This is a genomic window from Sphingomonas sp. jy18 (assembly GCF_056931895.1).
The window spans coordinates 520,270-542,980 of the sequence record NZ_JBXPBT010000001.1 but is presented as its reverse complement, the minus strand read 5'-3'; the positions used below and the strand labels follow the sequence as shown (position 1 = coordinate 542,980).

The window sequence follows — 22,711 nt, the reverse complement described above, 5'->3', positions numbered from 1 at the left end:
CCTTAACGGCCATCATGTCCCTCAACTCCAGAATTTCCACCAGCGTTTCTGAGCAACTACTGTCTCAGGGTATCCGCTGCCGGAAATGGCATGTTGATACATTCCCGGCATCGCTTCTGAAACGCCCGCCGGTCGGGGGAAGGGTTTGCGCCCGCCCAAGAGCAGATTGTGGATGAGGAAACCCAAAAGCTCGGCTAGATAGTTGCTATCTGAGTTTAAGATTAAGTCTGCGTCGCATTGCGCGTCGGCGACGATCCATTGCTCATCGCATTTGTTGAACTCGACGCGATAGACGGCTTGTCCAGTCCAACTCCGATGAAAGTACAGTGTCGATCCCTCAACGTAAGCGAACCATTTGTCCTCCATAGCCTGCGGGATCAAACCAGCTGCAATCCGCTCGAACTGGGAGTCGCTAAAGCTATCTGCGTAAGGAATCGACGCCGTGTCGCCAAATGGCAAACGCTTCCAATCGTCAGGCTTTGCAGTCACATTTTCCTCTTAGATGTCTTATGGCGGGTCTCACCCCCCCTTCTTCTTCCGGTGGCTCTCCAGGTCCAGCACCGCCGTATTGCCATCCTCGGGCAACAACCCCAGCCGCCGCGCGACTTCCTGATAGGCCTCGACCTCGCCGCCGAGGTCGCGGCGGAAGCGGTCCTTGTCGAGCTTCTCGTTGGTCGCCATGTCCCACAGGCGGCAGCCGTCCGGGCTGATCTCGTCGGCGAGGATGATGCGGCTCCAGTCGCCGTCCCACAGGCGGCCGAATTCCATCTTGAAATCGACCAGGCGGATGCCGACGCCGGCGAACATGCCGCACAGGAAATCGTTCACGCGGATGGCGAGATCCTGCATGTCATGGAGCTCGTCCTGGCTGCACCAGTTGAAGCAGGCGATATGCTCCTCGCTGATCAGCGGATCGCCCAGCGCATCGTCCTTGTAATAATATTCGATGAGGGTGCGCGGCAGCGGCGTGCCTTCTTCCAGCCCCAGCCGCGTGCAGATGCTGCCGGCGGCGACATTGCGGACAACGACCTCGATCGGCACGATCTCGACCTGTCGGATCAGCTGCTCGCGCATATTGAGGCGCTTGATGAAGTGGGTGGGCACGCCGATGTGGTCGAGCAGGGTGAAGACATGCTCGGAAATGCGGTTGTTGAGCACGCCCTTGCCGTTGATCGTGCCGCGCTTCTGCGCGTTGAAGGCGGTGGCATCGTCCTTGAAATACTGGATGAGCGTGCCCGGCTCCGGCCCTTCGTAGAGGATCTTGGCCTTGCCTTCGTAGATCTGGCGGCGACGTGCCATGCGGAGCAACCCCTGCTGGCCGGCGCGTGGATGGCGACGGCGCGAAAACATCTTGCCCCGGCTGCGGGGAGCGCGAGAGTCGCTCGACCGGCCGGGGCTTGCCTCCCCGATTAGCCCAAAGGCGGCAGTCGCGCAATTGCGGGGTTGCGCTCGGCGCGGAGATGGGCACGGTGGACGGGTAGTGAATCGAAACGCATCGATCGAGGGAGAGAGCCATTGTCCGAAGTGCAGATAAAGACCGCACGCGAAGGCAATACAATGCTGCTGACGCTGCACCGACCGCAGGCGATGAACGCCTTTACCGCGCAGATGAAGGACGAGCTGATCGCGGCGCTCGATGAGGCGGATGGCGACGATGCCGTAAGGGCGGTCGTGTTCACCGCCGACGGCGAGCGGGCCTTTTGCGCTGGCGCGGACCTGTCTGCCGGGGCGGCAACCTTCGATTATGACAAGCGCGGGCGCGGCGACGCACGCGACGGCGGCTCGTCCCCGGTGGGGGAGGATGGCAGCATCGACTGGTCGCACCCGCTGGTGCGCGACTCGGGCGGCGAGCTGACGATGCGCATCTTTGCCGCGAAGAAGCCGGTGATCGGCGCGGTCAACGGCGCGGCCGTCGGCATCGGCGCGACGATGACGCTGCCGATGGACATGCGCATCGCGAGCACCACCGCGCGCTATGGCTTTGTCTTCGCGCGGCGCGGTATCGTGCCGGAAGCGGCGTCGAGCTGGTTCCTGCCACGTCTTGTCGGCCTGCCAACTGCGCTCGACTGGTGCATGTCTGGGCGCATCTTCGGCGCCGAGGAAGCGCGCGACGCTGGGCTGGTGCAGTCGATCCATGAACCCGGCGCGCTGCTCGACGCCGCCTTCGCGCTGGCGCACCGGCTGACGGCAGAATCGTCGCCGGTGTCGATCGCCGCAACCCGCCACATGCTGTGGCGGATGGCGGGGGCCAGCCATCCCAATGTCGCGCACCGCTGGGACAGCCGGATGATCTTCGCGCGCGGGCGCATGGCCGATGCGCGCGAAGGCGTGGTCAGCTTCCTTGAAAAACGGCCGCCGGTGTTCACCGACAGCGTCGCCAACGATTATCCGCAGTTCGAGCCGTTCGATGTCGACCCGGGCTATGAGTGAGAGCGGCTGTTAGTTAGCCGCAAACTGGAATCCGTATCGCTACAACCGTCGCCCCGCACTCGATGCGGGGCTTGGCTGCTCCGACAACAATGCCGGATAAAGCCTTGCCCCGTGTCAAGCACGGGGCGACGAGAGGGGGCGATGGCAATGCGGCGAACGTCGCTTTCGCGTCACGGGCAACCGGCGTCAGCGGTCGTGCGGCACGCCGTCGGCGTCATCGACTTCGTCGGGATCCGCGCCATAGCTGTCCGCCTCGTCGTCATGCGCGGGTTCGCCGCGATAGGCGTCCATGTCGATATGGCCTGACGAGACCATCTGCTCCATGCGGTCGATGAGGTCGGGTGCATCGTCGGGTGTCAGCGTTGCCGGGTCGCGCGGGCTGGCCTTTACGCTGTCTTCGGACGGATCGTCGCTGCGGCCCAGCGCATCGTCGGCCACCGCCTGCGCCTGCGCGGCGGCATCGTCCTGTTCCTGATTTTCGGTTTCGTGGGAAGGGGCAGTGTCACGGGGCATGGCGGTCTCCTTGCGAACCCCAGATCAACCCGCGACGCTGGGCGCCGTTCCCTCGCTCAGATCGCGCCCCAGCTGCGATAGTCTTCCACATGCGCGTTGGCGCGGGCGAAGTTGGTGAAGCTGACGCTGGCGGAGAGCGAAAGCGCTTCGACCTGATGCCACCAGCCGACAGGCAGGAAGATCGCTTCGCCCGGGCCGATGGTGCATTCGAGCACCGGCGGGCGGGTGGCGTCGCCGGGGCCGGCGGGCAGGGGCTCGTTATCCCAGTCGCTGAAGCAGTGGGTGCTGTTGCGCATCCGCGCCCATGCCCAGGGCGGTGCCATGCGTATGCGCTTTTCCCCGAGCACCTGCACCAGCAGATTGTTGGTGAGGTCATGGTGCCAGGGCGTCAGCGTGCCACGCGGGCCGAGCCAGAAGAAGCCGTCGCTGTCGCCGCGCCGCTCGAGGATGGCGACGGTCCCGATGTCGTTCCACAGCGGGGCCAGCGCGACCGCATTGGTGCCGCTGTTGTAGGCGGTGAGATAGACGTCGTTGCTGGCCTCGTCCGGCCGCAGCCATTCGACCAAATCGGCAAAGCGAACCTGGCGGCGGTGATTGTCCTTGGCGAGTTCGTAATCGACTGCGCTGTCGCGCTGCACCTGCGCCTCGACGACGCGATCCCCGGCGATGGCGGCGAAATGGTCGAGGCTCCAGCGGGTCAGCGCGGGCCAATGGGCGATCAGACCGGTGAGTTTGGCGGGGCGGTTGGCGGCGTAGAAGTCGCGATAGAAGCGGTCTGGATCGATGGCGTCGACGGTGGCGAGATCGAGTGCGCCGACTTGTTCGAGCGTGAGGCGCGCCTGATTGGCGAGAAACCAGCCCTGCTTGGCATGGCGCGCGGCGAGGCTGCGCAGTGCGGCGGCGAAGGGATCCTTGGCGAGCCGGCCGATCTCGTAGCGCGCCGCCGCTTCGGAGATGCCGGCAGCGGTGAGGCGGGCGAGCAGCGCCGCATCGTCCTCGCCCTCGGCGAGCCCGGCGGCGATCAGGCTGCGCTTGTCGGGCGTGGCGATCATGGTGCGGTCTCTGCTGGCGGCGCCGGCGGGGCGGGGGTGACGGGGACGAGTGGCCCGGACACGATCGCCCAGCCGGGGTGCGCGGCCTGGGCGGCGGCCATGATCCGGTCGAGCGCGGCGGCGACCTGATCGCCCTCGCCATCGGCATCGCGCGCGACGACGGCGCGGCGGGTCTGGGCATCGAGGCTGATGGCGCTGCGCTCGATGAGGCCGCCGACCATCAGTTCGCGCAGCAGCGCCTCGCTTTCGGCATCGCGTCGTTCGAGCGCGGCGAGACGCTGGTTGAGCCGGTCCTCGACCTGCTGGGCAGCGCCGGTCTGCTGGCGGAGCTGGACGATATTGACGCTGACGCTGCGGTCGAGCCGCTCCGCCACGGCATCGCGCAACCGCGTGTTGAGCGTCGCATCGAACCGGTCGACCAGCAGCACGCCATCGACCGTCACCGCCTCGTCCTGCAATTGCACCGACAGCTCGTCGATGCGGGTCGCGCCGTCGATCAGCGCATTGAGCTGGGTCTGCACCACCGAGCGCGCCGCCACCTCCCGCGCGATGCGATTGAGCGAGAGCGCGAGCGGGATGGACAGGATGCCGAGGGTGAGGACGATGCCCACCACTTGCATCGCGGTATGCTGCGGCGTCAGCGACGGGCCGAAGCGGTTCAGCCGTGCCACCACCGTCGCGGCAAAGGCGATGGCGAGGGTGTTGGTGAGGAACAGCAGGCCCGCGCCCAAGGCCATGTCGAGGCGGCCGGTGACAAGCCCGAAACCTACGGTGGAGAGCGGCGGCACCAGCGCGGTGGCAATGGCGACGCCGACCATCACGCCCGAAAGCTTGCGCAAGATGGCATAGACGCCGGCAATGCCGCCGACCACCGCGACGCCGAGATCGAGCAAGGTCGGCTGGGTTCGCGCGCTGAGTTCCCCGGTGACGTCGGCGATCGGCGACAGCCAGACCAGCAGCATGGCGATGCCGATGGCGGCACCCATGCCGGCCGCGAGCGTGATCAGCGAGCGCTTGATCAGCGTCGGTTCCAGCGTGGCGAGGCCGAAGCCGACGCCCATGATCGGCCCGAGCAGGGGCGAGACCAGCATCGCGCCGATCACCACCGCCGCGCTGTCCTGCAGCAGGCCGAGCGTCGCGATGGCGGTCGCCAGCGTGATCAGCAGGATGAACTTGCGGTCGAGCCGCGCATCGCGCGCGACGCTGGCCAGAATCAGCGAACGGCCATGCGTATCGGCCGCGGGCGCGTCTTCCTCAGGAGCAGATCCGGTGTCCGCCGCCTCGTGCGAAGCGCGGCGTCCACCCGCCGAGAATTCGGCGGTGTGGACACCGGCGCGTCCGGGGTGGCGGCTCACCGGAGCCGGCTCACAGTTTCGAGGTCAGTTCCGGAACGATCGTGAACAGATCGCCGACCAGGCCGATGTCGGCGACCTGGAAGATCGGTGCGTCCTCGTCCTTGTTGATGGCGATGATGGTCTTCGAATCCTTCATGCCGGCAAGGTGCTGGATCGCGCCGGAGATGCCGACCGCGATATAGACTTCCGGCGCGACGATCTTGCCGGTCTGGCCGACCTGATAATCGTTGGGGACATAGCCCGCGTCGACCGCAGCGCGGCTGGCGCCGACGCCCGAGCCGAGCTTGTCGGCGAGCGGGATGATCACTTCCTGGAATTTCTCGGCCGAGCCGAGCGCACGACCGCCCGAGACGATAATCTTGGCGCTGGTCAGCTCCGGACGTTCCGACTTGGCGATTTCCTCACCGACGAAGCCCGAGGTGCCTGCTTCGCTGGCGCCGCCGACGGCTTCGATGGTGCCGCTGCCGCCTTCGCGGCTCGCCTTGTCGAAAGCGGTGCCGCGCACGGTGACCACCAGCTTGGCATCGCTCGATTCGACCGTTGCGATGGCGTTGCCGGCATAGATCGGGCGGGTGAAGGTCTTCGGGCCCTCGACCGACAGGATCTCGCTGACCTGCATCACGTCGAGCAGGGCGGCGACACGCGGCGCGATATTCTTGCCGGTGGTGGTGGCGGGCGCGACGAAGGCGTCGTGGCTGGCCATCAGCGAGGCGACCAGCGGTGCGACATTCTCAGGGAGAGCGTGCGCGAGGGCAGCGTCGTCCGCGACATGCACCTTGCCGACGCCGGCGATCTTGGCGGCAGCGTCCGCCACGGCACCGACGCCCTGGCCGGCAACCAGCAGATGAACCTCGCCGATCGCCGCAGCGGCGGTCACCGCCGACAGCGTGGCATCCTTGACGGTCGCACCGTCATGTTCGACCCAAACGAGCGTCTTCATGTCATGCGACTCCCATTGCCTTGAGCTTTTCAACCAGTTCGTCGACCGAACCGACCTTGATACCCGCCGAACGCACCGGCGGTTCGGAAACCTTGAGCGTCTTGAGGCGCGGCGCGATGTCGACGCCGAGGTCTTCGGGCTTCTTGGTCGCCATCGGCTTCGACTTGGCCTTCATGATGTTGGGCAGCGAGGCGTAGCGTGGCTCGTTGAGGCGCAGGTCGGTGGTGACGATGGCGGGCAGCTTGACGGTAACGGTCTGCAGACCGCCATCGATCTCGCGCTTCACCGTGGCGACGCCATCGGCAATCGCGACTTCGTTGGCGAAGGTCGCCTGGCCCCAGCCGGTCAGTGCGCCCAGCATCTGGCCGGTCTGGTTCGAATCATCGTCGATCGCCTGCTTGCCGAGGATCACCAGCTGCGGTGCTTCCTCGTCGCAGATCGCCTTCAACAGCTTGGCGACCGCGAGCGGTTCGACCTCGGCGTCGGTCTCGACCAGGATCGCCCGGTCTGCACCCATCGCGAGCGCGGTGCGCAGCGTTTCGGCGGCCTTGGCGGGCCCGACGCTGACCGCAACGATCTCGCTCACCACGCCCTTTTCCTTGAGGCGGATGGCTTCTTCGACCGCGATTTCGTCGAACGGGTTCATCGACATTTTGACATTGGCCAGATCGACGCCGCTGCCGTCGGATTTGACCCGCGGCTTGACGTTGTAATCCAGCACCCGCTTGACGGTAACCAGGGCTTTCATGGGTTCACTCCCTCGAAAAATGCGTGACGCGCTGTAGGATTGGTTGACGTTAACGTCAACTGCTGACGCCCCGGCTTCAAGCCACCTTCTTCACTTCCGCGACGATCTTCTGCGCGGCATCGCCCAGGTCGTTGGCGGGGACGATGGCGAGGCCGCTTTCGGACAGGATTTTCTTGCCCTGCTCGACATTGGTGCCTTCCAGCCGGACGACCAGCGGCACCGACAGATTCACTTCCTTGGCCGCCGCGACGATGCCCTCGGCGATGATGTCGCACTTCATGATCCCGCCGAAGATGTTGACGAGGATGCCCTTCACATTGGGATCGGCGAGGATGATCTTGAAGGCGGCCGTCACCTTCTCCTTCGAGGCGCCGCCGCCGACGTCGAGGAAATTGGCGGGGAACATGCCGTTCAATTTGATGATGTCCATCGTCGCCATGGCGAGGCCCGCGCCATTGACCATGCAGCCGATGTCGCCATCCAGCTTGATATAGGCGAGATCATATTTGCTCGCTTCGACCTCGGCCGGGTCTTCCTCGGTCTCGTCACGCAGTTCGGCGATGTCCTTGTGGCGGAACATGGCGTTGCCATCGAAGGAGACCTTGGCGTCGAGCACGAGGATCTTGCCGTCGTTGGTCTGCACCAGCGGGTTGATCTCGCACATTTCCATGTCGGTGGCGACGAAGGCTTCGTAGAGCTTCTTGACCGTATCCTGCGCCTGGGCGGCAAGATCGCCCTCCAGCAGAAGCGCGTCCGACGCCTTTTTGGCATCGGCATCGGTCAGGCCGGTGGCGGGATCGATGGTGATGGTCATGATCTTTTCTGGCGTGTCGTGCGCGACATCCTCGATGTTCATGCCGCCTTCGGTCGAGACGATCATGGCAATGCGGCTCGATTTGCGGTCGACCAGCAGCGACAGGTAATATTCCTTGTCGATGTCCGCGCCGTCAGTGATGTAGAGGCGGTTGACCTGCTTGCCCGCTTCGCCGGTCTGCACCGTCACTAGCGTGTTGCCCAGCATGTCCCTGGCGTGTGCCTCGACCTCGTCGAGGCTGAAGGCCAGCCGCACGCCGCCCTTGGCATCCGGCCCCAATTCCTTGAACTTGCCCTTGCCGCGCCCGCCGGCGTGGATCTGCGACTTCACGACATAGAGCGGCCCCGGCAGCGCCTTGGCGGCGGCAACCGCTTCCTCGACGCTCATCGCGGCGTGGCCCGCCGGGATGGCAATGCCGAACTTCGCCAGCAATTCCTTGGCCTGATATTCGTGAATGTTCATGGGGTGCGGGCCTTCCTGATTGATAATTGCGTCGCGCGCGAGGGGACTCGGGATGGCCTAAAGCACATGCGCCAAGCGAAGCAAAGCGGTCAGCGGGTGCGAATCGCGCAGATGCCGGCCGATGTCGTCATTACAGCAAGAATCTCCGGGTCGCCGAGCGCGCGGGCGCGGTGGAGGAACTGCTCGACGGACAATTCGCGGACATTGGCGTCGCGCAGCGCGCCTAATCGTCCGATCCGGCGCAATTGCAGCAAATTGAGCCGCTCGACCATGCGCTCCGCCATGCAGGCGGCGAGCGGCGGCGACAGGCCGGCGTCGACCAAGCCGGCGCGCACCCGCTGTTCCGGGGTGGCGCAGCCCGCCAGCAAGACCAGCGCCGCCGTGGCGGCGATCCAACGTACAGCCATGATCAATTGCTCCTGCTTCGGCGCCAATCCGGCGCGGTCGATTGCCCGGCCTTAACGGTCTTGCCCGCAAACGCGCTGCATGACCAGTGCCCGTCCGCTCCTGCATATTCTTTCCCCCGAGCCCGACGATGCTGCGCGCCGGCTGCTGGTCGGCGACAGCCCGGCGATGACGCGGTTGCGCTGGATGGTGCGGCTGGCAGCGGGCAGCGATGCACCGGTGGTGCTGCACGGCCCGACCGGCAGCGGCAAGGAGGTGGCGGCGCGCGCGCTGCACGCGCTGGGCGGAGAGGCCCGGCCGTTTGTCGCGGTCAATTGCGGTGCGATTCCCGCCGAGCTGATCGAATCCGACTTGTTCGGGCACGAACGGGGCAGTTTCACCGGGGCCAGCCAGCGCCGCGTCGGCCGGTTCGAAGCGGCCAACGGCGGCACGCTGTTTCTCGACGAGATCGGCGACATGCCGCTGGCCGCGCAGGTGCGACTGCTGCGCGTGCTGGAGACCCGGGAATTCGAGCGGGTGGGATCGGTGCGGCCGATCGCTTTCACCGGCCGGGTGGTATGTGCGACGCACCGCGATCTTGCCGGCGCCTGTCGGGAGGGGCGGTTCCGGGAGGATCTGTGGTACAGGCTGGCGGTGTGGCCGGTGACGATGCCGCCGCTGGTCGATCGGCGCGAGGACATCGGCGTGCTGTGCGAGGCGATCATCGCGCGGCACGGGCTGGCGCTGCGCATCGACGATGCGGCGCTCGCCCGGCTGTCCGCGCATGACTGGCCCGGCAATGTCCGCGAGCTGCGGACGATCCTGACGCGTGCGGCGGTGTTTGCCGCTGGCGGCCGACTGGAGGCGGCGCAGTGGGATGCGCTGCTCGCCCCGGCTGGCGGACCCGGGAACGCGTCTGTCGCCCCGGTTTTGCCCGATGGCGACCTGCGCGGACTGCTCGATGCCATCGAGCGCCAGCAACTGCTCGCTGCGCTCGAAATCAGCCGATGGACGGTCGCCGCTGCGGCGCGGCGGGTCGGATTGAGTCGCACGACTTTTGTCGACCGCATGCGTCGTTACGGACTGGACCAGTTGCCGTCAGAAAAAGACAAGTTGAGTGTAGCGCAGAGGGAACTCGGACTGCCGCAAAGTATTTGAACATGGAGCCGACCGAAGTCACACTAATGTGGTCAGAGGTGCCGGTTCATGCCCCTGACCGGTTTCGAACCCGTTACCCCCATGGGTGTCGGACTCGGACGGCAGCCTAGGAGCGTCGCCTGGTCGGGCCAGTCTGGTCCCTTGCCTGACCGGCGACGCTCCGCCCCTTTGCTTTTGGTCTTTTAGGCAGGTGCGGCAGCGGCAGCCTGTGGTTTCGCGCGCAACTTTATTGCGCTATGGCGAACCGATGATCAGCCACCCGCCCCGCACCGCCATCCGCGCCCTCCACCGTCAGCCGGAACCGGCCATTGTCGCCTCCAACCTCGCGGCGCTGGCGGCTGCCGGTCCCGATGTGGCGGCGGTCAAGACGCTGGGGCGGCGCATCATCGCCGCGGCCAAGGCCGAGGGCGAGCGCGACACGCTGGTCGGCGCGCTGATGAACAAATACCGCCTCTCCACCGAGGAGGGCGTGGTGCTGATGTGCCTTGCCGAAGCGCTGCTGCGCGTGCCCGACAGCGACACCGCCAATGCCCTGATCCGCGACAAGATCGCCGGGCGCCACTGGGCCGATGGCGAAAGCGGCGACAGCTTCCTCATCCAGTTGAGCGGCTTCGGCCTCAGTCTCGGCTCGGCGACATTGCTGCTCGACCAGATCGGCAGCACCTCTTCCCCCGCCGCGATCTTGAAGCGGATGATCCGCAAGTCGGGCGAGCCGGTGATCCGCCAGGCGGCCTATGCGGCGATGAAGCTGCTCGGTCAGCAGTTCGTGATGGGCGAGGATATCGGCGCGGCGCTGAAGCGCGCCAACAAGGAAAAGGGAGAACTCGCTTCGTTCGACATGTTGGGCGAGGCGGCGCGCACCGCGGAGGATGCGGCGCGCTATGCGGCGAGCTATGCCGATGCCATCGCCGCGATCGGCCGGCACGCAAAATCGGGCGATCCGCACGCAAACCACGGCATTTCGATCAAGCTTTCCGCGCTGCACCCGCGCTACGAATATCTGCAGCCCAAGCGGCGTGCCGAGGAGCTGTTTCCGGTGGTGCTCAGGCTCGCCCAGGCGGCACGCGATGCCAATGTGCCGCTGATGATCGATGCCGAGGAGAGCGACCGGCTGGAACCGCATCTCGACATCTTCGCCGGTCTGGTCGACGCCGGTGTGGCGGATGGCTGGGCCGGCCTCGGCATCGTCGTCCAGGCTTATCAGAAGCGCGCCTCGGCGGTCATCGAATGGGTCGGCGCGCTCGCCCGCGCCCGCGGCGTCAGGGTGGCGCTGCGCCTCGTCAAGGGCGCCTATTGGGACAGCGAGGTCAAGCGCGCGCAGGTCGCGGGCCTCGGCGACTGGCCGGTGTTCACCGAAAAGAACCATACCGACACCAACTACATGCGCTGTGCCCAGCTGCTGCATGGCCTCGCCGACTGCATCTATCCGGCCTTTGCCACGCACAATGCGATGACCATCGCCTATATCGGTAAGCTGTTCGGGCGCGCGACCGACCATGAATTGCAGCGGCTGCACGGCATGGGCGAGGGCGCGCACGATGCGCTGATGGATATCGCCCCGAGCCAGGACCGGCCGGTGCGTCCGGTGCGCGTCTATGCGCCCGTTGGCACCCATCGCGACCTGCTCGCCTATCTTGTCCGCCGCCTGCTGGAAAATGGCGCCAATTCGAGCTTCGTCCACCAGTTCGCCGATCCCGACGTGACCGTTGAGGAACTGGCGATCGACCCGCGCGAGCCGGCGGCCCGCCCCACCGGCACCGCGCCGCTGCCGACCGGACTCGACCTCTATCTGCCCGAGCGGCGCAACAGCCGTGGCCATGATCTGGGCGATCCCGGCGTGCCAGAGGCGCTGCTCGGTGCGATGGCCGAGGCGCGGCGCACGCCACGACACGCTGCACCAGTCGTCGCTGGGGCCGTGCACGCCGGAACCGGTGCACCTGTCCATAACCCGGCGACCGGCGACGTGGTCGGAACGGTCACCGATGCCGATGCGGGACAAGTCGATGCCGCCGTCGCCGCCAGCCTGTCTGCCCAGCCCGACTGGAGCCTCGCCGGAGGCGATTTCCGCGCCGACCGGCTCGAGCGCGCCGCCGACCTGCTCGAAGCCGAGGAGGCCATCTTCCTGGCGCTGGCGATGGACGAGGCGGGCAAGACGCTGGCCGACGCTGTGTCCGAAGTGCGCGAGGCGGTCGATTTCCTGCGTTACTATGCGCGCGAAGCCCGCACCCATTTCAACCGCGCGACCGCGCTGCCTGGCCCCACCGGCGAGCGCAACGAGCTGATCCTCGAAGGCAAGGGCGTGTTCGCCTGCATCAGCCCGTGGAATTTCCCGTTGGCGATTTTCCTGGGGCAGGTCAGCGCCGCGCTGGTTGCGGGCAATGCCGTGCTGGCCAAGCCTGCCGAGCAGACCCCGTTGATCGCCGCTGCCGCTGTCGATCTGCTGCACCGCGCCGGGGTGCCGCCCGAAGTGCTGCATTTCCTGCCCGGCCCGGGCGAGACGGTCGGTGCGGCGCTCTCCGCGCACCCGGCCATCGCCGGGGTGGTGTTCACCGGATCGACCGAGGTCGCGCGGCTGATCAACCGGTCGCTGGCAATGCGCGATGGCCCCATCGCCGCGCTGGTCGCCGAAACCGGCGGCATCAATGCGATGATCGTCGATTCGACCGCGCTGCCCGAGCAGGTGGCGCGCGACGCGGTGGCCTCTGCTTTCCAGAGCGCGGGGCAGCGCTGCTCGGCGCTGCGGCTGCTCATCGTGCAGCGTGACGTTGCCGATGGCATGATCGCGATGATCGCCGGGGCGATGGCCGAGCTGCAGGTCGGCAACCCCGCCGATCCCGCCACCGATGTTGGCCCGATCATCGATGCCGAAGCGCAGGGTGGCATCGCCGCCTATGTCGAGGAACAGCGCGCCGCCGGCCGCGTCATCGCACAGGCAACGCGCTTCGATGGCTCATCCGGCCATTTCGTGCCGCCCACGCTCGTGCGCCTCGACACCATCGCCGATCTGAAGCGCGAGATTTTCGGCCCTGTGCTGCATGTCGCCACCTATGAGGGCGAACAACTGGACGCGGTGATCGATGCGATCAATGCCAGCGGTTATGGCCTGACGCTGGGGCTGCACAGCCGCATCGACGCCGTCGCGGCGCATGTCGCGGCGCGCGCGCGGGTCGGCAACATCTACGTCAACCGCAACCAGATCGGAGCCGTCGTCGGCGTGCAGCCCTTTGGCGGGCGCGGCCTGTCAGGCACCGGCCCCAAAGCCGGCGGCCCGCACTATCTGTTCCGCTTCGCCGAGGAAAAGACGATATCCACCGATGTCACGGCAGCGGGTGGCAATGCCGCGCTGATGGCGCGATAATGCCCTCTCCCGCTTGCGGGAGAGGGACAGGCGCGAAGCGCCAGGGTGAGGGTGTGTGCCGAGAGCGACGGCGCCCAGACACACCCTCACCCTCGCCGCCTTCGGCGTCTTTCCCTCTCCCGCAGGCGGGAGAGGGGATGATCAATACCCCAGCTTCAAATCCACTTGCGGCTCCACCCGCTCGCCGCTGTGCCACCGTTCCAGATTGGCCAGAAACCGCTCGACCGAGCGGCCGAACATCTTGTCCTGCGCGCGGCCGGACAAGTGCATGGTGATGTGCGCCGTATCGAGGCCCCACAGCGGGTGCCCCGGCGGCAGCGGCTCGGGCGTGGTCACGTCGAGGAAGGCGCCGCCGATCTGTTTGGCGGACAGCGCCGCCACCAGCGCATCCTGATCGACCACCGTCCCGCGGGCGATGTTGATCAGCACGGCGCTGGATTTCATAGCCGCCAGCTCGGCGGCGCCGATCATCCCGTCAGTCTCTGCGGTGGCGGGGACGGCCAGGATCACCCAGTCGAATTCATGGAGCTGCGCCCGCCATTCATCGGGCCCCAGCACCTTGTCGCCCTTCGAGCGGCGCACCACGGTGACGTCGACGCCGAACGGCACCAATCGCTCCTCGACCAGCTTGCCGATCGCGCCATAGCCGAGCAGCAAGGCCCGCGAGCCGTAGAGCTCGACCTTGCCCGGTGAATCCATCAGCCACTCGTGCCGTTCCTGCGCGCGCACCACGTCGCGATAGCCCTTGGCGACGGTCAGCATGCCCATCACCACATATTCGGCGATGGTGATCGCGTTGATCCCGGCACCGTTGGTGAAGGTGACGCCGCGCTCGGCGAGAAGATCGAGCGGCATGCCGTCGACGCCCGCATAGATCGAGTTGAGCCATTTGAGGTTGCTCGCGCGGCGCACCGCCTCGGCCATGTCGTCCTTCTTGTAGAGGTCGAACCAGCCGATTTCCGCGGTCGGCGCCAGCGCGAACAGCTCTTCGGTGCTGGTGAACCAGTGCGGATCGACCCAGTCCGGCAGGCGCTGCTCGAGTGCGGGACGGACCATGGCGGAGGCGACGAGGATGGTCATGCCGGTTCCTTCAGCGGGCGGATCGAAGGGTCAGCGGGCGGCGGTGTTGGCGGCGATTTCCCGCTGCAACTGCGCCACCAGCGGTGTCTCGAGACCCTGGAAAGTCAGGTCTTCGATCAACCATTTGCCCGTTTCGCGGCGCATGGCCATGATCAGCCGGGTCTGGCTGGCGGGATCCCCGCGGGTCTGCACCGTGACGGTTGCGCTGTCGGGCCCCGACCATTCCGCGGTCTGCTCCAGCAGCGCGAACTGGCTGGGATCATTATCATTGCACTGGCACAGCCAGTCGAAATCGCCGAGCACGTCGATCTGGTCGGTCTGGCTGCGCTCCCATTGCTGGACCAGTGCGCCGGTTGCCTGGGTGAAGATGGGTCGCTCGGTTATGCTGGGGAAATCCTCGCTCTTGTAGGGTTCGAACAGCGCGGTGACGGCATCGCGCAGTGCGGTCTGGTCGGCGTCGCTCGGCGTGAAGGACGGGCTGGTCGCTGCGCTGTCCGCGGCGGTCGGCGCGGCGTCTGCAGCCTTGTCGCTGGCCGAACAGGCGGCCAGCAGCATTGCGGTCGTTCCCAAAAGCACAGTGCGTAGCATCGCTTCTCCCCTTCTTGTTCATCGGGCGGCTGCGCATGGCCGCTGCAGCCGCGCGCGAGTCTTGCCATAACAGCCCCGCCTTATTGCGTAAAAGCCCGCCCCATGGCCAGAGCCAGCACCGGCAGGCCGGCCAGATCGACCAGCGCTATGGTTTTCAGCGCCGGCGGCGATCCAGCCTGCCAGTAAAGCCACAGGAAGCTGAGCATGCTGATCGCCAGCGCGACCGAGGCCAGGCGCCGCGCCCCCGGATCGACCATCGCCCACAGCGCGATGACGAGGATGACGACGAACAGCGCAGCGCGGTGGCGCATCAGCAGGAACAGCGGATTGTCCGCCTGCAGGCGATACATCGCGCTCAGTGTCGCGGGGCGGATGAAAGCCAGCGCCGGCGTGGCGTGGATGGCGGCCAGGATGAGCCAGAGGATGCGGTCGAGCATCCGGCAAGCGTATCACTTACATTGATGTAAGCAAGCGCTTTCGTGCCGCTCCCGCGCCGGGCGGCCAGGCGGCCCAGGGCCCTGGCCCTAGACCAGCGCCCTCACGTCGCTCAGCCGCCCGGTCACCGCCGCCGCCGCGGCCATGGCCGGGGAGACGAGGTGGGTGCGGGCTCCCGGCCCCTGCCGGCCGACGAAATTGCGGTTGGATGTCGATGCCGCACGCTCGCCAGGCGGCACCTTGTCCGGGTTCATGCCGAGGCAGGCCGAGCAGCCCGGCTCGCGCCATTCGAAGCCGGCGTCGATGAAAATGCGGTCGATGCCCTCCGCCTCGGCCTGGGCTTTGACCAAGCCCGATCCGGGGACGACGATCGCCCATTTCACGCCCTCGGCCTTGCGCCGCCCCTTGAGCACGGCGGCGGCGGCGCGCAGATCCTCGATGCGGCTGTTGGTGCAACTGCCAATGAAGATATTCTGCACCTCGACCGCGCTCATCGGCGTGCCGGGGGTCAGGCCCATGTAATCGAGCGACTTGCGCGCCGCTTCCTGCTTGGAAGGGTCGGCGAAGCTTTCCGGCGCGGGCACGCTGCCGGTGATCGGCACGACATCCTCCGGGCTGGTGCCCCAGGTCACGCTCGGCGCGATGTCGGCCGCGTCGATCAGCACGCTCTTGTCGAAGCGCGCGCCGGCGTCGGTCGGCAGCGTCCGCCAATAGGCCAGCGCGGCGTCCCAGGCGGCGCCCTTGGGCGCCATCGGCCGACCCTTCAAATAAGCGAAGGTGGTCTCGTCGGGCGCGATCAGCCCGGCGCGTGCGCCAGCCTCGATCGCCATGTTGCTGATCGTCAGCCGCCCTTCGATGCTCAGCGCCTCGATGGCCGATCCGCGAAATTCGATGACATGGCCGGTGCCGCCCGCCGTGCCGATCAGGCCGACGATGTGGAGGATCACGTCCTTGGCCGTCACCCCCGGCCCGAGCGCGCCATCGACGCGCACTTCCATGGTCCGGGATGGCGCCAGCCACAGGGTCTGGGTGCCCAGCACATGCTCCACCTCCGACGTGCCGATGCCGAAGGCGAGCGCGCCGAGCGCGCCATGCGCTGCGGTGTGGCTGTCGCCGCAGACCATGGTCAGGCCGGGCAGGGTGAAGCCCTGTTCGGGGCCGATGACATGGACGATGCCCTGCCGCACGTCGGTCGCCGGAATATAGGGCACGCCGAACGCCGCGACATTGGCCTCCAGCGCCTCCAGCTGCGCCGCGCTTTCGGGGTCGGCGATCGGCACCGGCCGGCCGGCGGCGTCGACGCGCGGGGTGGTCGGCAGATTATGGTCGGGCACCGCCAGCGTCAGGTCCGGGCGGCGCACGCCGCGGCCATTGGCCTTGAGCCCGGCAAAAGCCTGCGGGCTGGTGACTTCATGCACCAGATGGCGATCGATGAAGATCAGCGCGGTGCCGTCCTCGCGCTGCGAGACGATGTGCGCGTCCCAGATTTTTTCGTACAGGGTCTTGGGTGCTGGCATGATGAAAATTGCCTAGAACCATCGGCGAGCGAAACGCAAGCCGCTCTGTAAACCCGCGCCGCTTTCGCCTATATGGACAGCCATGTCGCCAATCGCTGCCATCGTCATCATCATCGTCACCATCCTTGCGATGGAATGCGTTGCCTGGGTCAGCCACAAATATGTGATGCACGGCTTCGGCTGGGGCTGGCACCGTGACCATCACGAGCGGCACGACAATATGTTCGAGAAGAACGATCTCTACGCCGTGGTCGGCGCGGCGATGAGCATCAGCATGTTCGCGGCTGGCAGCCCGCTGGTCGCCGGGGCCGCGGCGTGGGAGCCCGCGACCTTCATCGGCATCGGCATCCTCGGCTACGGCATCCTCTACACACTGGCGCATGATGGCCTCGTCCACCAGCGCTATTTCCGCTGGGTGCCCAAGTCGGGCTATGCCAAGCGGCTGGTGCAGGCGCACAAGCTGCACCACGCCACCCAGAGCAAGGAAGGCGGGGTCAGCTTCGGCTTCCTCTTTGCCCGCTCGCCCGAGGCGCTGAAGGCCGACCTCAGGCGCCAGGTGAGCGAAGGCCGCGCCCGCCTGCGCGAGTCGGCGCAGGACTGAAGACCCCGGCGCGCTGGGCCGGTCAGGCGGACGCGCGTCGACACCCTGCCGCGCCGTTCCCGCGCGCTTCCTCATGCGGAAACAGTCCAGTGCGGTCGTCGCAAATCACGACGATCGGCATTGCATTTTGCAACGCCGCCCCTCGCGCCGCACCCCCCGCATCGGCCGATCGTGTGGAAATCCGCGCCCGGGGCAATTGGCCCGCTCCTTGCGAACGAGCCTGCATCCCCGCGCCCGCGCGCCTTGCAGCAGAGATTTCGCATCCATGGCCTCGTTCGATTACCGCATTTCCCATTTCTTCGCCTCGCTCAACGGCATCAGCCCTGAATTCGACCGGCTGGTGTGGATGCTCTCGGCCAATGCGCTGCTCAAGGGCGGGGTGCTCTGCGCCTTCCTGTGGTTCGCCTGGTTCACGGAGGTCGGCCGCTGCACCCGCGTGCGGGCGCGGGTGCGGCAGGACCGGCTGGCGATCCTGGGCGTGCTGATCAGCAGCGCGGTGGCAGAGGTGGTGGCGCGGCTGCTCTCGCTGACCCTGCCGTTCCGCCCGCGCCCGCTATTCGACGGCAGCCTGCCGTTCCGCCTGCCCGAGGGCATCACGCTGGACTCGCTCAACATCGCCGGCGAAAGCAGCTTTCCCAGCGACCATGGCGTGCTGTTCTGCGCGCTGTGCGCCGGCATCTGGCTGGTTTCCCGCCGCGCCGCGATCGTCGGCATGCTGTGGGTCATCGTCATGATCCTGCTGCCGTGCCTGTACCTCGGCCTGCATTATGCCAGCGATCTCATCGTCGGCGGGCTGATCGGGGTGATCATCGCCATGATCGGCGCGCGGGTGGTGCCGCATCTGGCGCTGCTCAAGACCATCGTCCTGCGTTCCCGCACCCACCCGGCGCTGTTCTATCCCCTGTTCTTCCTCGCCATGCACCAGATCGCCAACATGCTGATCGATTTGCGCGCCATGGCCGGGGCGGTGCGGGATATGGTGTAGCCGGGGCGGGGTGGGCGGCCCGCGGATCGCCTCCGCAGGAGCCGCCGGATCAGGTCCGCAGGCGACGCATTTGCGCCAAAGGTTCCGCTAAAGTTTCACCTGAAACGCTTCTTGCCGAGTGGCTTGCGCTGGGTGGGGTCGAGGTAGAGGCTTAAGTCGTTGAATTCCTGATCGGTGAGCGGGCCCTGCTTGCGGTCCAGCTTGGCGAGGGCGGCCTCGCCGCGCGCGGCGACCGCGGCGCGCTCAGCCGCTGCGACCTGGGCCTTGGTCGGTTCGGGGCGCTGCTCGTTGAAAAAATGGGGCAATTCCCCGTCCGCCATGTCGGCCAGCGCCAGCTCCGCCGCCAGCGTATCGGGGTCGAGCAGTTGCTCGGCCGGGGCGGGGAGCTGCGGTTCCATGGCGCGCAAACTGTCCGCCAGACTGACAGTCTGCGTTACGATGGAGTCGACGGCTGTTTCGGTGTTGCGGGCGGCGGCGGCGGCGGCGGCGGCGTCTGCGCCCGCGCCGCGGGCGGCGCGCCCGTAGCGGTCGGGCATCAGATGGGCGAGCAAGAAGGTCAGCAGCCGGTCATTGACCACCCGCTTGGTGCAGACGACGGTGCCATGCTCATCAAAGATATTCTGCTCGACGCCCTCTATGGCGCGTTCGAAGGCGATATCCTCCAACAGGGCGCCGGCATGCTGGCGGGCGATATCCCAGGCGCGGGCAAAGGCGGCGCCATCGGGCGAGCGGCGCAGCCGGTAGGCGCTCTGCGGCGTCATCCCCACCGCCTTGGCCGCGACGCGGACGATGCCGGTATCCGCCAGCTCCTCGATAAAGCGGCGCTGCTTCTCCTCCGTCCAGCCATCCAGGCGCGGCTTGCGGCGGACGGGTACCCAGCGATAGTCGGCGGGGTCATAGGGGTGGGTGGTGGTGACGGCCGTGGCGTCGTCACCATGGGCTGAGTCGGTCTGTTCCATCGGACAGTTTGGAACATAAAAGGAACATGTAGGAAAGCGTTTTTTCAGGCGAGGATATCGCTGCGCGCCCGCAATGCCATGTGATAGCCCGTGCACTGTCCGATGGTCTGTGACGGGCCGGTAGAGGGAGTGAAGCCGATGTCGAACTGGGAACTGGGCAGCAAGCCATATTCCGATGGATCGCGCGACGTGACGATCAATTTCCTGACCGACGATGCGACCGGCGCGGTCACCGGGCAATTGTGGTTCAAGAAGATGCTGTTCACTGTCGGCGGCAACTGGGCGGCGGCCGGATCGGTGCCGGGGCGCAATTATTCGGCCTTTGCGATATGGGGCGCGGACAGCGCGGGGGCGACCGACTATGTCGCGGCGACCGGCATCATGAACGGCCCGGGCAGTGCGCCGCTATCGATCGACCTCAATCTGATCCGCGTCGAGACGGGCAATGGCAGCCAATATGGCTGGGACGGGCAATTGCTGCCGCTGTAGCGAGGCGAGGCCGCAGAGTCGGCGCGCTTCCGATCATCGGCGGGCTGACCGGCTATGACGCCGCCGGGCCGCAGGCGGTGCTGGACAGCCGCGCCGATCTCCGCCGCTTGTTCACCCCGGCCCCCCGCCGCAACCCGGCGCGGGATGCGGTGACCGGGGTAGTGTGCTGCGTGCGGGTGGAGACGGTGGACAACCCGCTGATGCGCGACATCCGCGTGCTGGACAAGCTGATCGACGAGCCGGCGCGGGGGAAGGCGCTGGCGAAGATCTTGCGGGAGGGATGCGGGAGGGATGAGGGGAGTGTGCCGGATTTGATGTAGCGCACCCATAATTGCGTGAATTCTAGCACCCCTAGAGTGCCCGATTTACGCGCCGGACTGTGTGCGGTTGGCAGCAAAAATGCTACCAAAAAGACTTTCAAAATCAATATCGCCAAATAATTCCGCCATTCTCTCACTTCTTGACTTTATCACAAAGCTTTGATCCAGTTTTTTTAGCAACTCAGACCGATTAGATTTTAACCAAGAAATGTATTCATCGAAAACGATATTAGTCGATTTGTTTCTACAGAATCCAAGCCATGTTTCGTATTCGCTTGCGGCTAGACATGATGCACCAAGCATTACTGCCGGCTTCTCCCACTCACTAAGGTCGCCAAACCGTGTTTTCGCTTCCCGAAAAAAGGCCCTGTCCTTCAAACGTCCGCGCAACAAAACGCTTTGGCGGCGCTCAATCTGAGTCTCGCCGAAATCTAGCTGGGACATTCGAGCATCGGTAATCGGGAGCGCACCAGCAACAAAAAGATGATTTACCCATATCCGCACCAGTGCCATGTCTTTAAATGGGGAAGTTCTTACAACAGTAAGCAGTCTGTCTGCTATACTATCGGCCGACTCTGCATTTTTCTGCGCTTGGGCACCAAGAAGCATACAGAAATCTCGTGGTGCAAAATATAGTAACTGGGAAAATTGGCTCATAAAGCCCATAATGTCATCAATTTGGCTTACTCTTAGTGCTCTTAGAATTAGTTTTACAGCCGTATAATCTATTTTCTCAAGTTTGATTGCCTTATCTAGCTTTTGTATAAGAGTGCCAACATCAATTGCATCAGATATCGTTTCAGCTACGTCCTCGGAGTCATAAATCGCTTGAAAATAGCGATCAAGACCATTGCGCTCATCATTCGTAAATATATCGGAAAAACTATTATCTATTTCCTCCTTGACCGAAGAGGCAGATACAATTCTAGTCTTAGCTGCATTAAGTGAAAGCCCCTCAGTTAACATAAGATGCTCAGCCAATCGGCACAGCGCAGTGTGAGCTTCAGCGGGATTTGAAACAAAAATCCGAAAATCGTCAACAAAACGCGTGAATTTAATCCCTTCACGACGCAACATCGTATCTACATCAATCAAAACTCCCTCTGCTACAATACGAGAAGCAGCGCCGCCGACAGGCAAGCCGTGCGACTGTCGAGCACGGGAGTTTTTGATAATGTTCTCGATAATTTTACGTGGTGCGTTAGCGGCCTCAATATCATCAAGAACATGTTCTATTCTGTGGAAATATATTCGTCCATAAAAATCAGAGATATCGGTTTCCAATACTAACATTTCACTAGAGAACGGCTTTGCCGGTTCACACATATTAGATATTGAAATGAGCCACTCGTGATAGCTACATTCATCAGTGAAAAGGCTTGGGGAAGCAGCGTCGCTATTAAAGCGATAAGAGAACGCCCCATGCTCGGGTCCGAGCCTGGCTTGGTCGATCGCCGCCGCAACCTCAATAGCAGCAGCGGTGAAGAGCAATGTGTCGGTTGCGTGGAGTTGGTGTGCGATTCTGAATGACGTCTGCGTTTTGGGACTCAGAACTTCGAACACGCCGACAGGGTTGTATGAACCAGGTGTAAAGGAAAGCAGTTTCCTAACGACTGAATCAGCCGCTTCCTTAAAAAATTGGAATTCAAAGAGCGGCGGCAGTATGTCAGTGTCGCTCAGATCCGCGAGATGCAATATCGCCCGTTTGAAGTGTGCTTCATCCATTCGCACGTTATAGTATCTGAATTTCCGTTGGCTAGCCTTTCAATCAAAGCGAGGTGGTTGCAGCTTATCCAACCGCAATTCACGGTGTGAAGGCGCTCTACGGTGCGAACCCCACGTTGACTGTTAGCCCGCTGCCCCCCTCACCGAAAATTGCAACTCACCCCCGCCCACAGCGCCGTCACCTTCGCCCCGCTGCCCTCGCCGTCGAGCAGGCCGTAGAGCTCGCCCGCCGTGAATTCGGTGCCCAGTGTCGATTGCTCGACGGTGGCGGCATAGGCGCTGTCGAGATCGGCGCGGGTGCTGGGGGTGGTCTGGCTGTTGCCCACGGTCAGGCCGCTGGCGGTGCTGATGCCGCCGGCGGGCGATGGCGGCGCGTCGGGTGCGGGGGCGTTGAGTGCCCAGCCGGCGAAGGCGCCCTCCTGGAACCACAGGGTCAGCCCGTCGGGCCAGCGAGCGTAGGCGAGCGGGCCGGCGCCGCATTCCGCATTGGTCCCCGTCTCCGCCGCGCCGCGGCTGGCCAGCGCGGTCATCACCTGCGCCTGCGCAGTGCCGAACGGGATGGGGCGGGCGGAGCCGCTGGCGGGATCGACCAGGCGCAGGCCCTCGGCCTCCACGGTCAGCGCCATCGCTTGCGCGGCCGGTGCCGGATCGGCGGGCGCGGCGGCATCCGCCCCCGTCGCCCCGGACGCCGCCGGCGGTGACGACGCATCGGGCGCGCAGGCGGCGAGCGTCGAGAGGATCAGCAGCGGGACGATGCGGCGGGCCATGGCAATGCTCCTGAAACGCAGAGCATTGAGC

General features: G+C 65.3%; 23 protein-coding genes. 7 read left to right on the top strand and 16 right to left on the bottom strand.

What is annotated here, in order from left to right:
- Nucleotides 1-21: 21 nt before the first annotated feature.
- Together AC0QC4_RS02635 and purC are read right to left on the bottom strand one after the other, a co-directional pair.
- The gene (locus tag AC0QC4_RS02635) at nucleotides 22-489 is read right to left on the bottom strand and encodes a hypothetical protein (RefSeq protein ID WP_483658161.1); all 468 of its coding nucleotides are present in this window, start codon (nucleotides 487-489) and stop codon (nucleotides 22-24) included.
- Nucleotides 490-519: 30 nt separating this feature from the next.
- Complete coding sequence (gene purC, locus AC0QC4_RS02630) at nucleotides 520-1,299, bottom strand: phosphoribosylaminoimidazolesuccinocarboxamide synthase (protein ID WP_483658160.1); 780 nt, start codon at nucleotides 1,297-1,299, stop codon at nucleotides 520-522.
- 216 nt (nucleotides 1,300-1,515) lie between these two features.
- Between purC and AC0QC4_RS02625 the strand changes: the two genes are divergently transcribed.
- Nucleotides 1,516-2,430 (top strand): crotonase/enoyl-CoA hydratase family protein, encoded by a 915-nt coding sequence (locus AC0QC4_RS02625; RefSeq protein ID WP_483658159.1) that lies wholly within the window; start codon nucleotides 1,516-1,518, stop codon nucleotides 2,428-2,430.
- A 186-nt stretch (nucleotides 2,431-2,616) separates the two neighbouring features.
- On the opposite strand, the gene AC0QC4_RS02620 is transcribed toward AC0QC4_RS02625, so the two are convergent.
- The 7 genes from AC0QC4_RS02620 to AC0QC4_RS02590 all read right to left on the bottom strand — a co-directional run bounded on the left by AC0QC4_RS02620 (nucleotide 2,617) and on the right by AC0QC4_RS02590 (nucleotide 8,721).
- Complete coding sequence (locus AC0QC4_RS02620; protein WP_483658158.1) at nucleotides 2,617-2,943, bottom strand: hypothetical protein; 327 nt, start codon at nucleotides 2,941-2,943, stop codon at nucleotides 2,617-2,619.
- Nucleotides 2,944-2,999: 56 nt separating this feature from the next.
- On the bottom strand, nucleotides 3,000-3,995 hold the full coding sequence (locus AC0QC4_RS02615) for a cupin-like domain-containing protein (RefSeq protein ID WP_483658157.1): 996 nt from the start codon (nucleotides 3,993-3,995) through the stop codon (nucleotides 3,000-3,002).
- Complete coding sequence (locus AC0QC4_RS02610) at nucleotides 3,992-5,350, bottom strand: DUF389 domain-containing protein (protein WP_483658156.1); 1,359 nt, start codon at nucleotides 5,348-5,350, stop codon at nucleotides 3,992-3,994. The genes AC0QC4_RS02615 and AC0QC4_RS02610 overlap by 4 nt, the downstream gene beginning before the upstream one ends.
- A gap of 10 nt (nucleotides 5,351-5,360) precedes the next feature.
- Complete coding sequence (locus AC0QC4_RS02605) at nucleotides 5,361-6,290, bottom strand: electron transfer flavoprotein subunit alpha/FixB family protein (protein ID WP_483658155.1); 930 nt, start codon at nucleotides 6,288-6,290, stop codon at nucleotides 5,361-5,363.
- A 1-nt stretch (nucleotide 6,291) separates the two neighbouring features.
- A complete protein-coding gene (locus AC0QC4_RS02600; RefSeq protein ID WP_483658154.1) occupies nucleotides 6,292-7,038 on the bottom strand; it encodes an electron transfer flavoprotein subunit beta/FixA family protein in 747 nt (248 codons plus the stop codon).
- A gap of 76 nt (nucleotides 7,039-7,114) precedes the next feature.
- Nucleotides 7,115-8,314, bottom strand: a complete 1,200-nt coding sequence (sucC, locus tag AC0QC4_RS02595; protein WP_483658153.1) for an ADP-forming succinate--CoA ligase subunit beta — start codon at nucleotides 8,312-8,314, stop codon at nucleotides 7,115-7,117.
- Nucleotides 8,315-8,403: 89 nt separating this feature from the next.
- Nucleotides 8,404-8,721 (bottom strand): hypothetical protein, encoded by a 318-nt coding sequence (locus AC0QC4_RS02590; RefSeq protein WP_483658152.1) that lies wholly within the window; start codon nucleotides 8,719-8,721, stop codon nucleotides 8,404-8,406.
- 79 nt (nucleotides 8,722-8,800) lie between these two features.
- Here AC0QC4_RS02590 and AC0QC4_RS02585 point away from each other — a divergent pair, with 79 nt between their 5' ends.
- Nucleotides 8,801-9,856 carry a sigma-54 interaction domain-containing protein gene (locus AC0QC4_RS02585; RefSeq protein ID WP_483658151.1) on the top strand — a complete coding sequence of 352 codons (1,056 nt, stop codon included), beginning with the start codon at nucleotides 8,801-8,803 and terminating at the stop codon, nucleotides 9,854-9,856.
- A 247-nt stretch (nucleotides 9,857-10,103) separates the two neighbouring features.
- A complete protein-coding gene (gene putA, locus AC0QC4_RS02580; RefSeq protein WP_483658150.1) occupies nucleotides 10,104-13,214 on the top strand; it encodes a bifunctional proline dehydrogenase/L-glutamate gamma-semialdehyde dehydrogenase PutA in 3,111 nt (1,036 codons plus the stop codon).
- Nucleotides 13,215-13,355: 141 nt separating this feature from the next.
- Here the strand turns inward: putA and AC0QC4_RS02575 are convergent, their stop codons facing one another.
- The 4 genes from AC0QC4_RS02575 to leuC form a co-directional block, all read right to left on the bottom strand.
- Nucleotides 13,356-14,294 (bottom strand): D-2-hydroxyacid dehydrogenase, encoded by a 939-nt coding sequence (locus tag AC0QC4_RS02575; protein ID WP_483658149.1) that lies wholly within the window; start codon nucleotides 14,292-14,294, stop codon nucleotides 13,356-13,358.
- Between the two features lie 30 nt (nucleotides 14,295-14,324).
- Nucleotides 14,325-14,882 (bottom strand): YqhG/Tai3 family protein, encoded by a 558-nt coding sequence (locus tag AC0QC4_RS02570; RefSeq protein WP_483658148.1) that lies wholly within the window; start codon nucleotides 14,880-14,882, stop codon nucleotides 14,325-14,327.
- A gap of 80 nt (nucleotides 14,883-14,962) precedes the next feature.
- The gene (locus AC0QC4_RS02565) at nucleotides 14,963-15,319 is read right to left on the bottom strand and encodes a hypothetical protein (protein ID WP_483658147.1); all 357 of its coding nucleotides are present in this window, start codon (nucleotides 15,317-15,319) and stop codon (nucleotides 14,963-14,965) included.
- Nucleotides 15,320-15,406: 87 nt separating this feature from the next.
- Nucleotides 15,407-16,834 carry a 3-isopropylmalate dehydratase large subunit gene (gene leuC / locus AC0QC4_RS02560; protein WP_483658146.1) on the bottom strand — a complete coding sequence of 476 codons (1,428 nt, stop codon included), beginning with the start codon at nucleotides 16,832-16,834 and terminating at the stop codon, nucleotides 15,407-15,409.
- Between the two features lie 82 nt (nucleotides 16,835-16,916).
- Between leuC and AC0QC4_RS02555 the strand changes: the two genes are divergently transcribed.
- Together AC0QC4_RS02555 and AC0QC4_RS02550 are read left to right on the top strand one after the other, a co-directional pair.
- Entirely contained in the window at nucleotides 16,917-17,435 is a 519-nt protein-coding gene (locus tag AC0QC4_RS02555; protein WP_483658145.1) for a sterol desaturase family protein, read from the top strand.
- Between the two features lie 265 nt (nucleotides 17,436-17,700).
- Nucleotides 17,701-18,420, top strand: coding sequence for a phosphatase PAP2 family protein (locus AC0QC4_RS02550; RefSeq protein ID WP_483658144.1), 720 nt, complete (start codon nucleotides 17,701-17,703; stop codon nucleotides 18,418-18,420).
- A 95-nt stretch (nucleotides 18,421-18,515) separates the two neighbouring features.
- Here AC0QC4_RS02550 and AC0QC4_RS02545 read toward each other — a convergent pair whose 3' ends face one another.
- The gene (locus AC0QC4_RS02545; protein WP_483658143.1) at nucleotides 18,516-19,379 is read right to left on the bottom strand and encodes a hypothetical protein; all 864 of its coding nucleotides are present in this window, start codon (nucleotides 19,377-19,379) and stop codon (nucleotides 18,516-18,518) included.
- Between the two features lie 138 nt (nucleotides 19,380-19,517).
- On the opposite strand from AC0QC4_RS02545, the gene AC0QC4_RS02540 reads away from it, so the two are divergent.
- Complete coding sequence (locus AC0QC4_RS02540; protein WP_483658142.1) at nucleotides 19,518-19,868, top strand: hypothetical protein; 351 nt, start codon at nucleotides 19,518-19,520, stop codon at nucleotides 19,866-19,868.
- Entirely contained in the window at nucleotides 19,787-20,188 is a 402-nt protein-coding gene (locus AC0QC4_RS02535) for a DUF2200 family protein (RefSeq protein WP_483658640.1), read from the top strand. Before AC0QC4_RS02540 ends, AC0QC4_RS02535 begins: the two co-directional genes overlap by 82 nt.
- Before the next feature lie 45 nt (nucleotides 20,189-20,233).
- On the opposite strand, the gene AC0QC4_RS02530 is transcribed toward AC0QC4_RS02535, so the two are convergent.
- Both AC0QC4_RS02530 and AC0QC4_RS02525 read right to left on the bottom strand, forming a co-directional pair.
- Nucleotides 20,234-21,913 carry an RNA-directed DNA polymerase gene (locus AC0QC4_RS02530; RefSeq protein WP_483658141.1) on the bottom strand — a complete coding sequence of 560 codons (1,680 nt, stop codon included), beginning with the start codon at nucleotides 21,911-21,913 and terminating at the stop codon, nucleotides 20,234-20,236.
- Between the two features lie 140 nt (nucleotides 21,914-22,053).
- Nucleotides 22,054-22,680, bottom strand: a complete 627-nt coding sequence (locus AC0QC4_RS02525; protein WP_483658140.1) for a hypothetical protein — start codon at nucleotides 22,678-22,680, stop codon at nucleotides 22,054-22,056.
- Nucleotides 22,681-22,711 lie beyond the last annotated feature (31 nt).

Coding starts and splice junctions, on each gene's coding strand:
- purC (WP_483658160.1), bottom strand. CDS start 1,299: ATGGCACGTCGCCGCCAGATCTACGAAGGCAAGGCCAAGATCCTCTAC.
- AC0QC4_RS02620 (WP_483658158.1), bottom strand. CDS start 2,943: ATGCCCCGTGACACTGCCCCTTCCCACGAAACCGAAAATCAGGAACAG.
- AC0QC4_RS02615 (WP_483658157.1), bottom strand. CDS start 3,995: ATGATCGCCACGCCCGACAAGCGCAGCCTGATCGCCGCCGGGCTCGCC.
- AC0QC4_RS02605 (WP_483658155.1), bottom strand. CDS start 6,290: ATGAAGACGCTCGTTTGGGTCGAACATGACGGTGCGACCGTCAAGGAT.
- AC0QC4_RS02600 (WP_483658154.1), bottom strand. CDS start 7,038: ATGAAAGCCCTGGTTACCGTCAAGCGGGTGCTGGATTACAACGTCAAG.
- sucC (WP_483658153.1), bottom strand. CDS start 8,314: ATGAACATTCACGAATATCAGGCCAAGGAATTGCTGGCGAAGTTCGGC.
- AC0QC4_RS02590 (WP_483658152.1), bottom strand. CDS start 8,721: ATGGCTGTACGTTGGATCGCCGCCACGGCGGCGCTGGTCTTGCTGGCG.
- AC0QC4_RS02585 (WP_483658151.1), top strand. CDS start 8,801: ATGACCAGTGCCCGTCCGCTCCTGCATATTCTTTCCCCCGAGCCCGAC.
- putA (WP_483658150.1), top strand. CDS start 10,104: ATGATCAGCCACCCGCCCCGCACCGCCATCCGCGCCCTCCACCGTCAG.
- AC0QC4_RS02575 (WP_483658149.1), bottom strand. CDS start 14,294: ATGACCATCCTCGTCGCCTCCGCCATGGTCCGTCCCGCACTCGAGCAG.
- AC0QC4_RS02570 (WP_483658148.1), bottom strand. CDS start 14,882: ATGCTACGCACTGTGCTTTTGGGAACGACCGCAATGCTGCTGGCCGCC.
- AC0QC4_RS02565 (WP_483658147.1), bottom strand. CDS start 15,319: ATGCTCGACCGCATCCTCTGGCTCATCCTGGCCGCCATCCACGCCACG.
- leuC (WP_483658146.1), bottom strand. CDS start 16,834: ATGCCAGCACCCAAGACCCTGTACGAAAAAATCTGGGACGCGCACATC.
- AC0QC4_RS02555 (WP_483658145.1), top strand. CDS start 16,917: ATGTCGCCAATCGCTGCCATCGTCATCATCATCGTCACCATCCTTGCG.
- AC0QC4_RS02550 (WP_483658144.1), top strand. CDS start 17,701: ATGGCCTCGTTCGATTACCGCATTTCCCATTTCTTCGCCTCGCTCAAC.
- AC0QC4_RS02545 (WP_483658143.1), bottom strand. CDS start 19,379: ATGGAACAGACCGACTCAGCCCATGGTGACGACGCCACGGCCGTCACC.
- AC0QC4_RS02540 (WP_483658142.1), top strand. CDS start 19,518: ATGTCGAACTGGGAACTGGGCAGCAAGCCATATTCCGATGGATCGCGC.
- AC0QC4_RS02530 (WP_483658141.1), bottom strand. CDS start 21,913: ATGGATGAAGCACACTTCAAACGGGCGATATTGCATCTCGCGGATCTG.
- AC0QC4_RS02525 (WP_483658140.1), bottom strand. CDS start 22,680: ATGGCCCGCCGCATCGTCCCGCTGCTGATCCTCTCGACGCTCGCCGCC.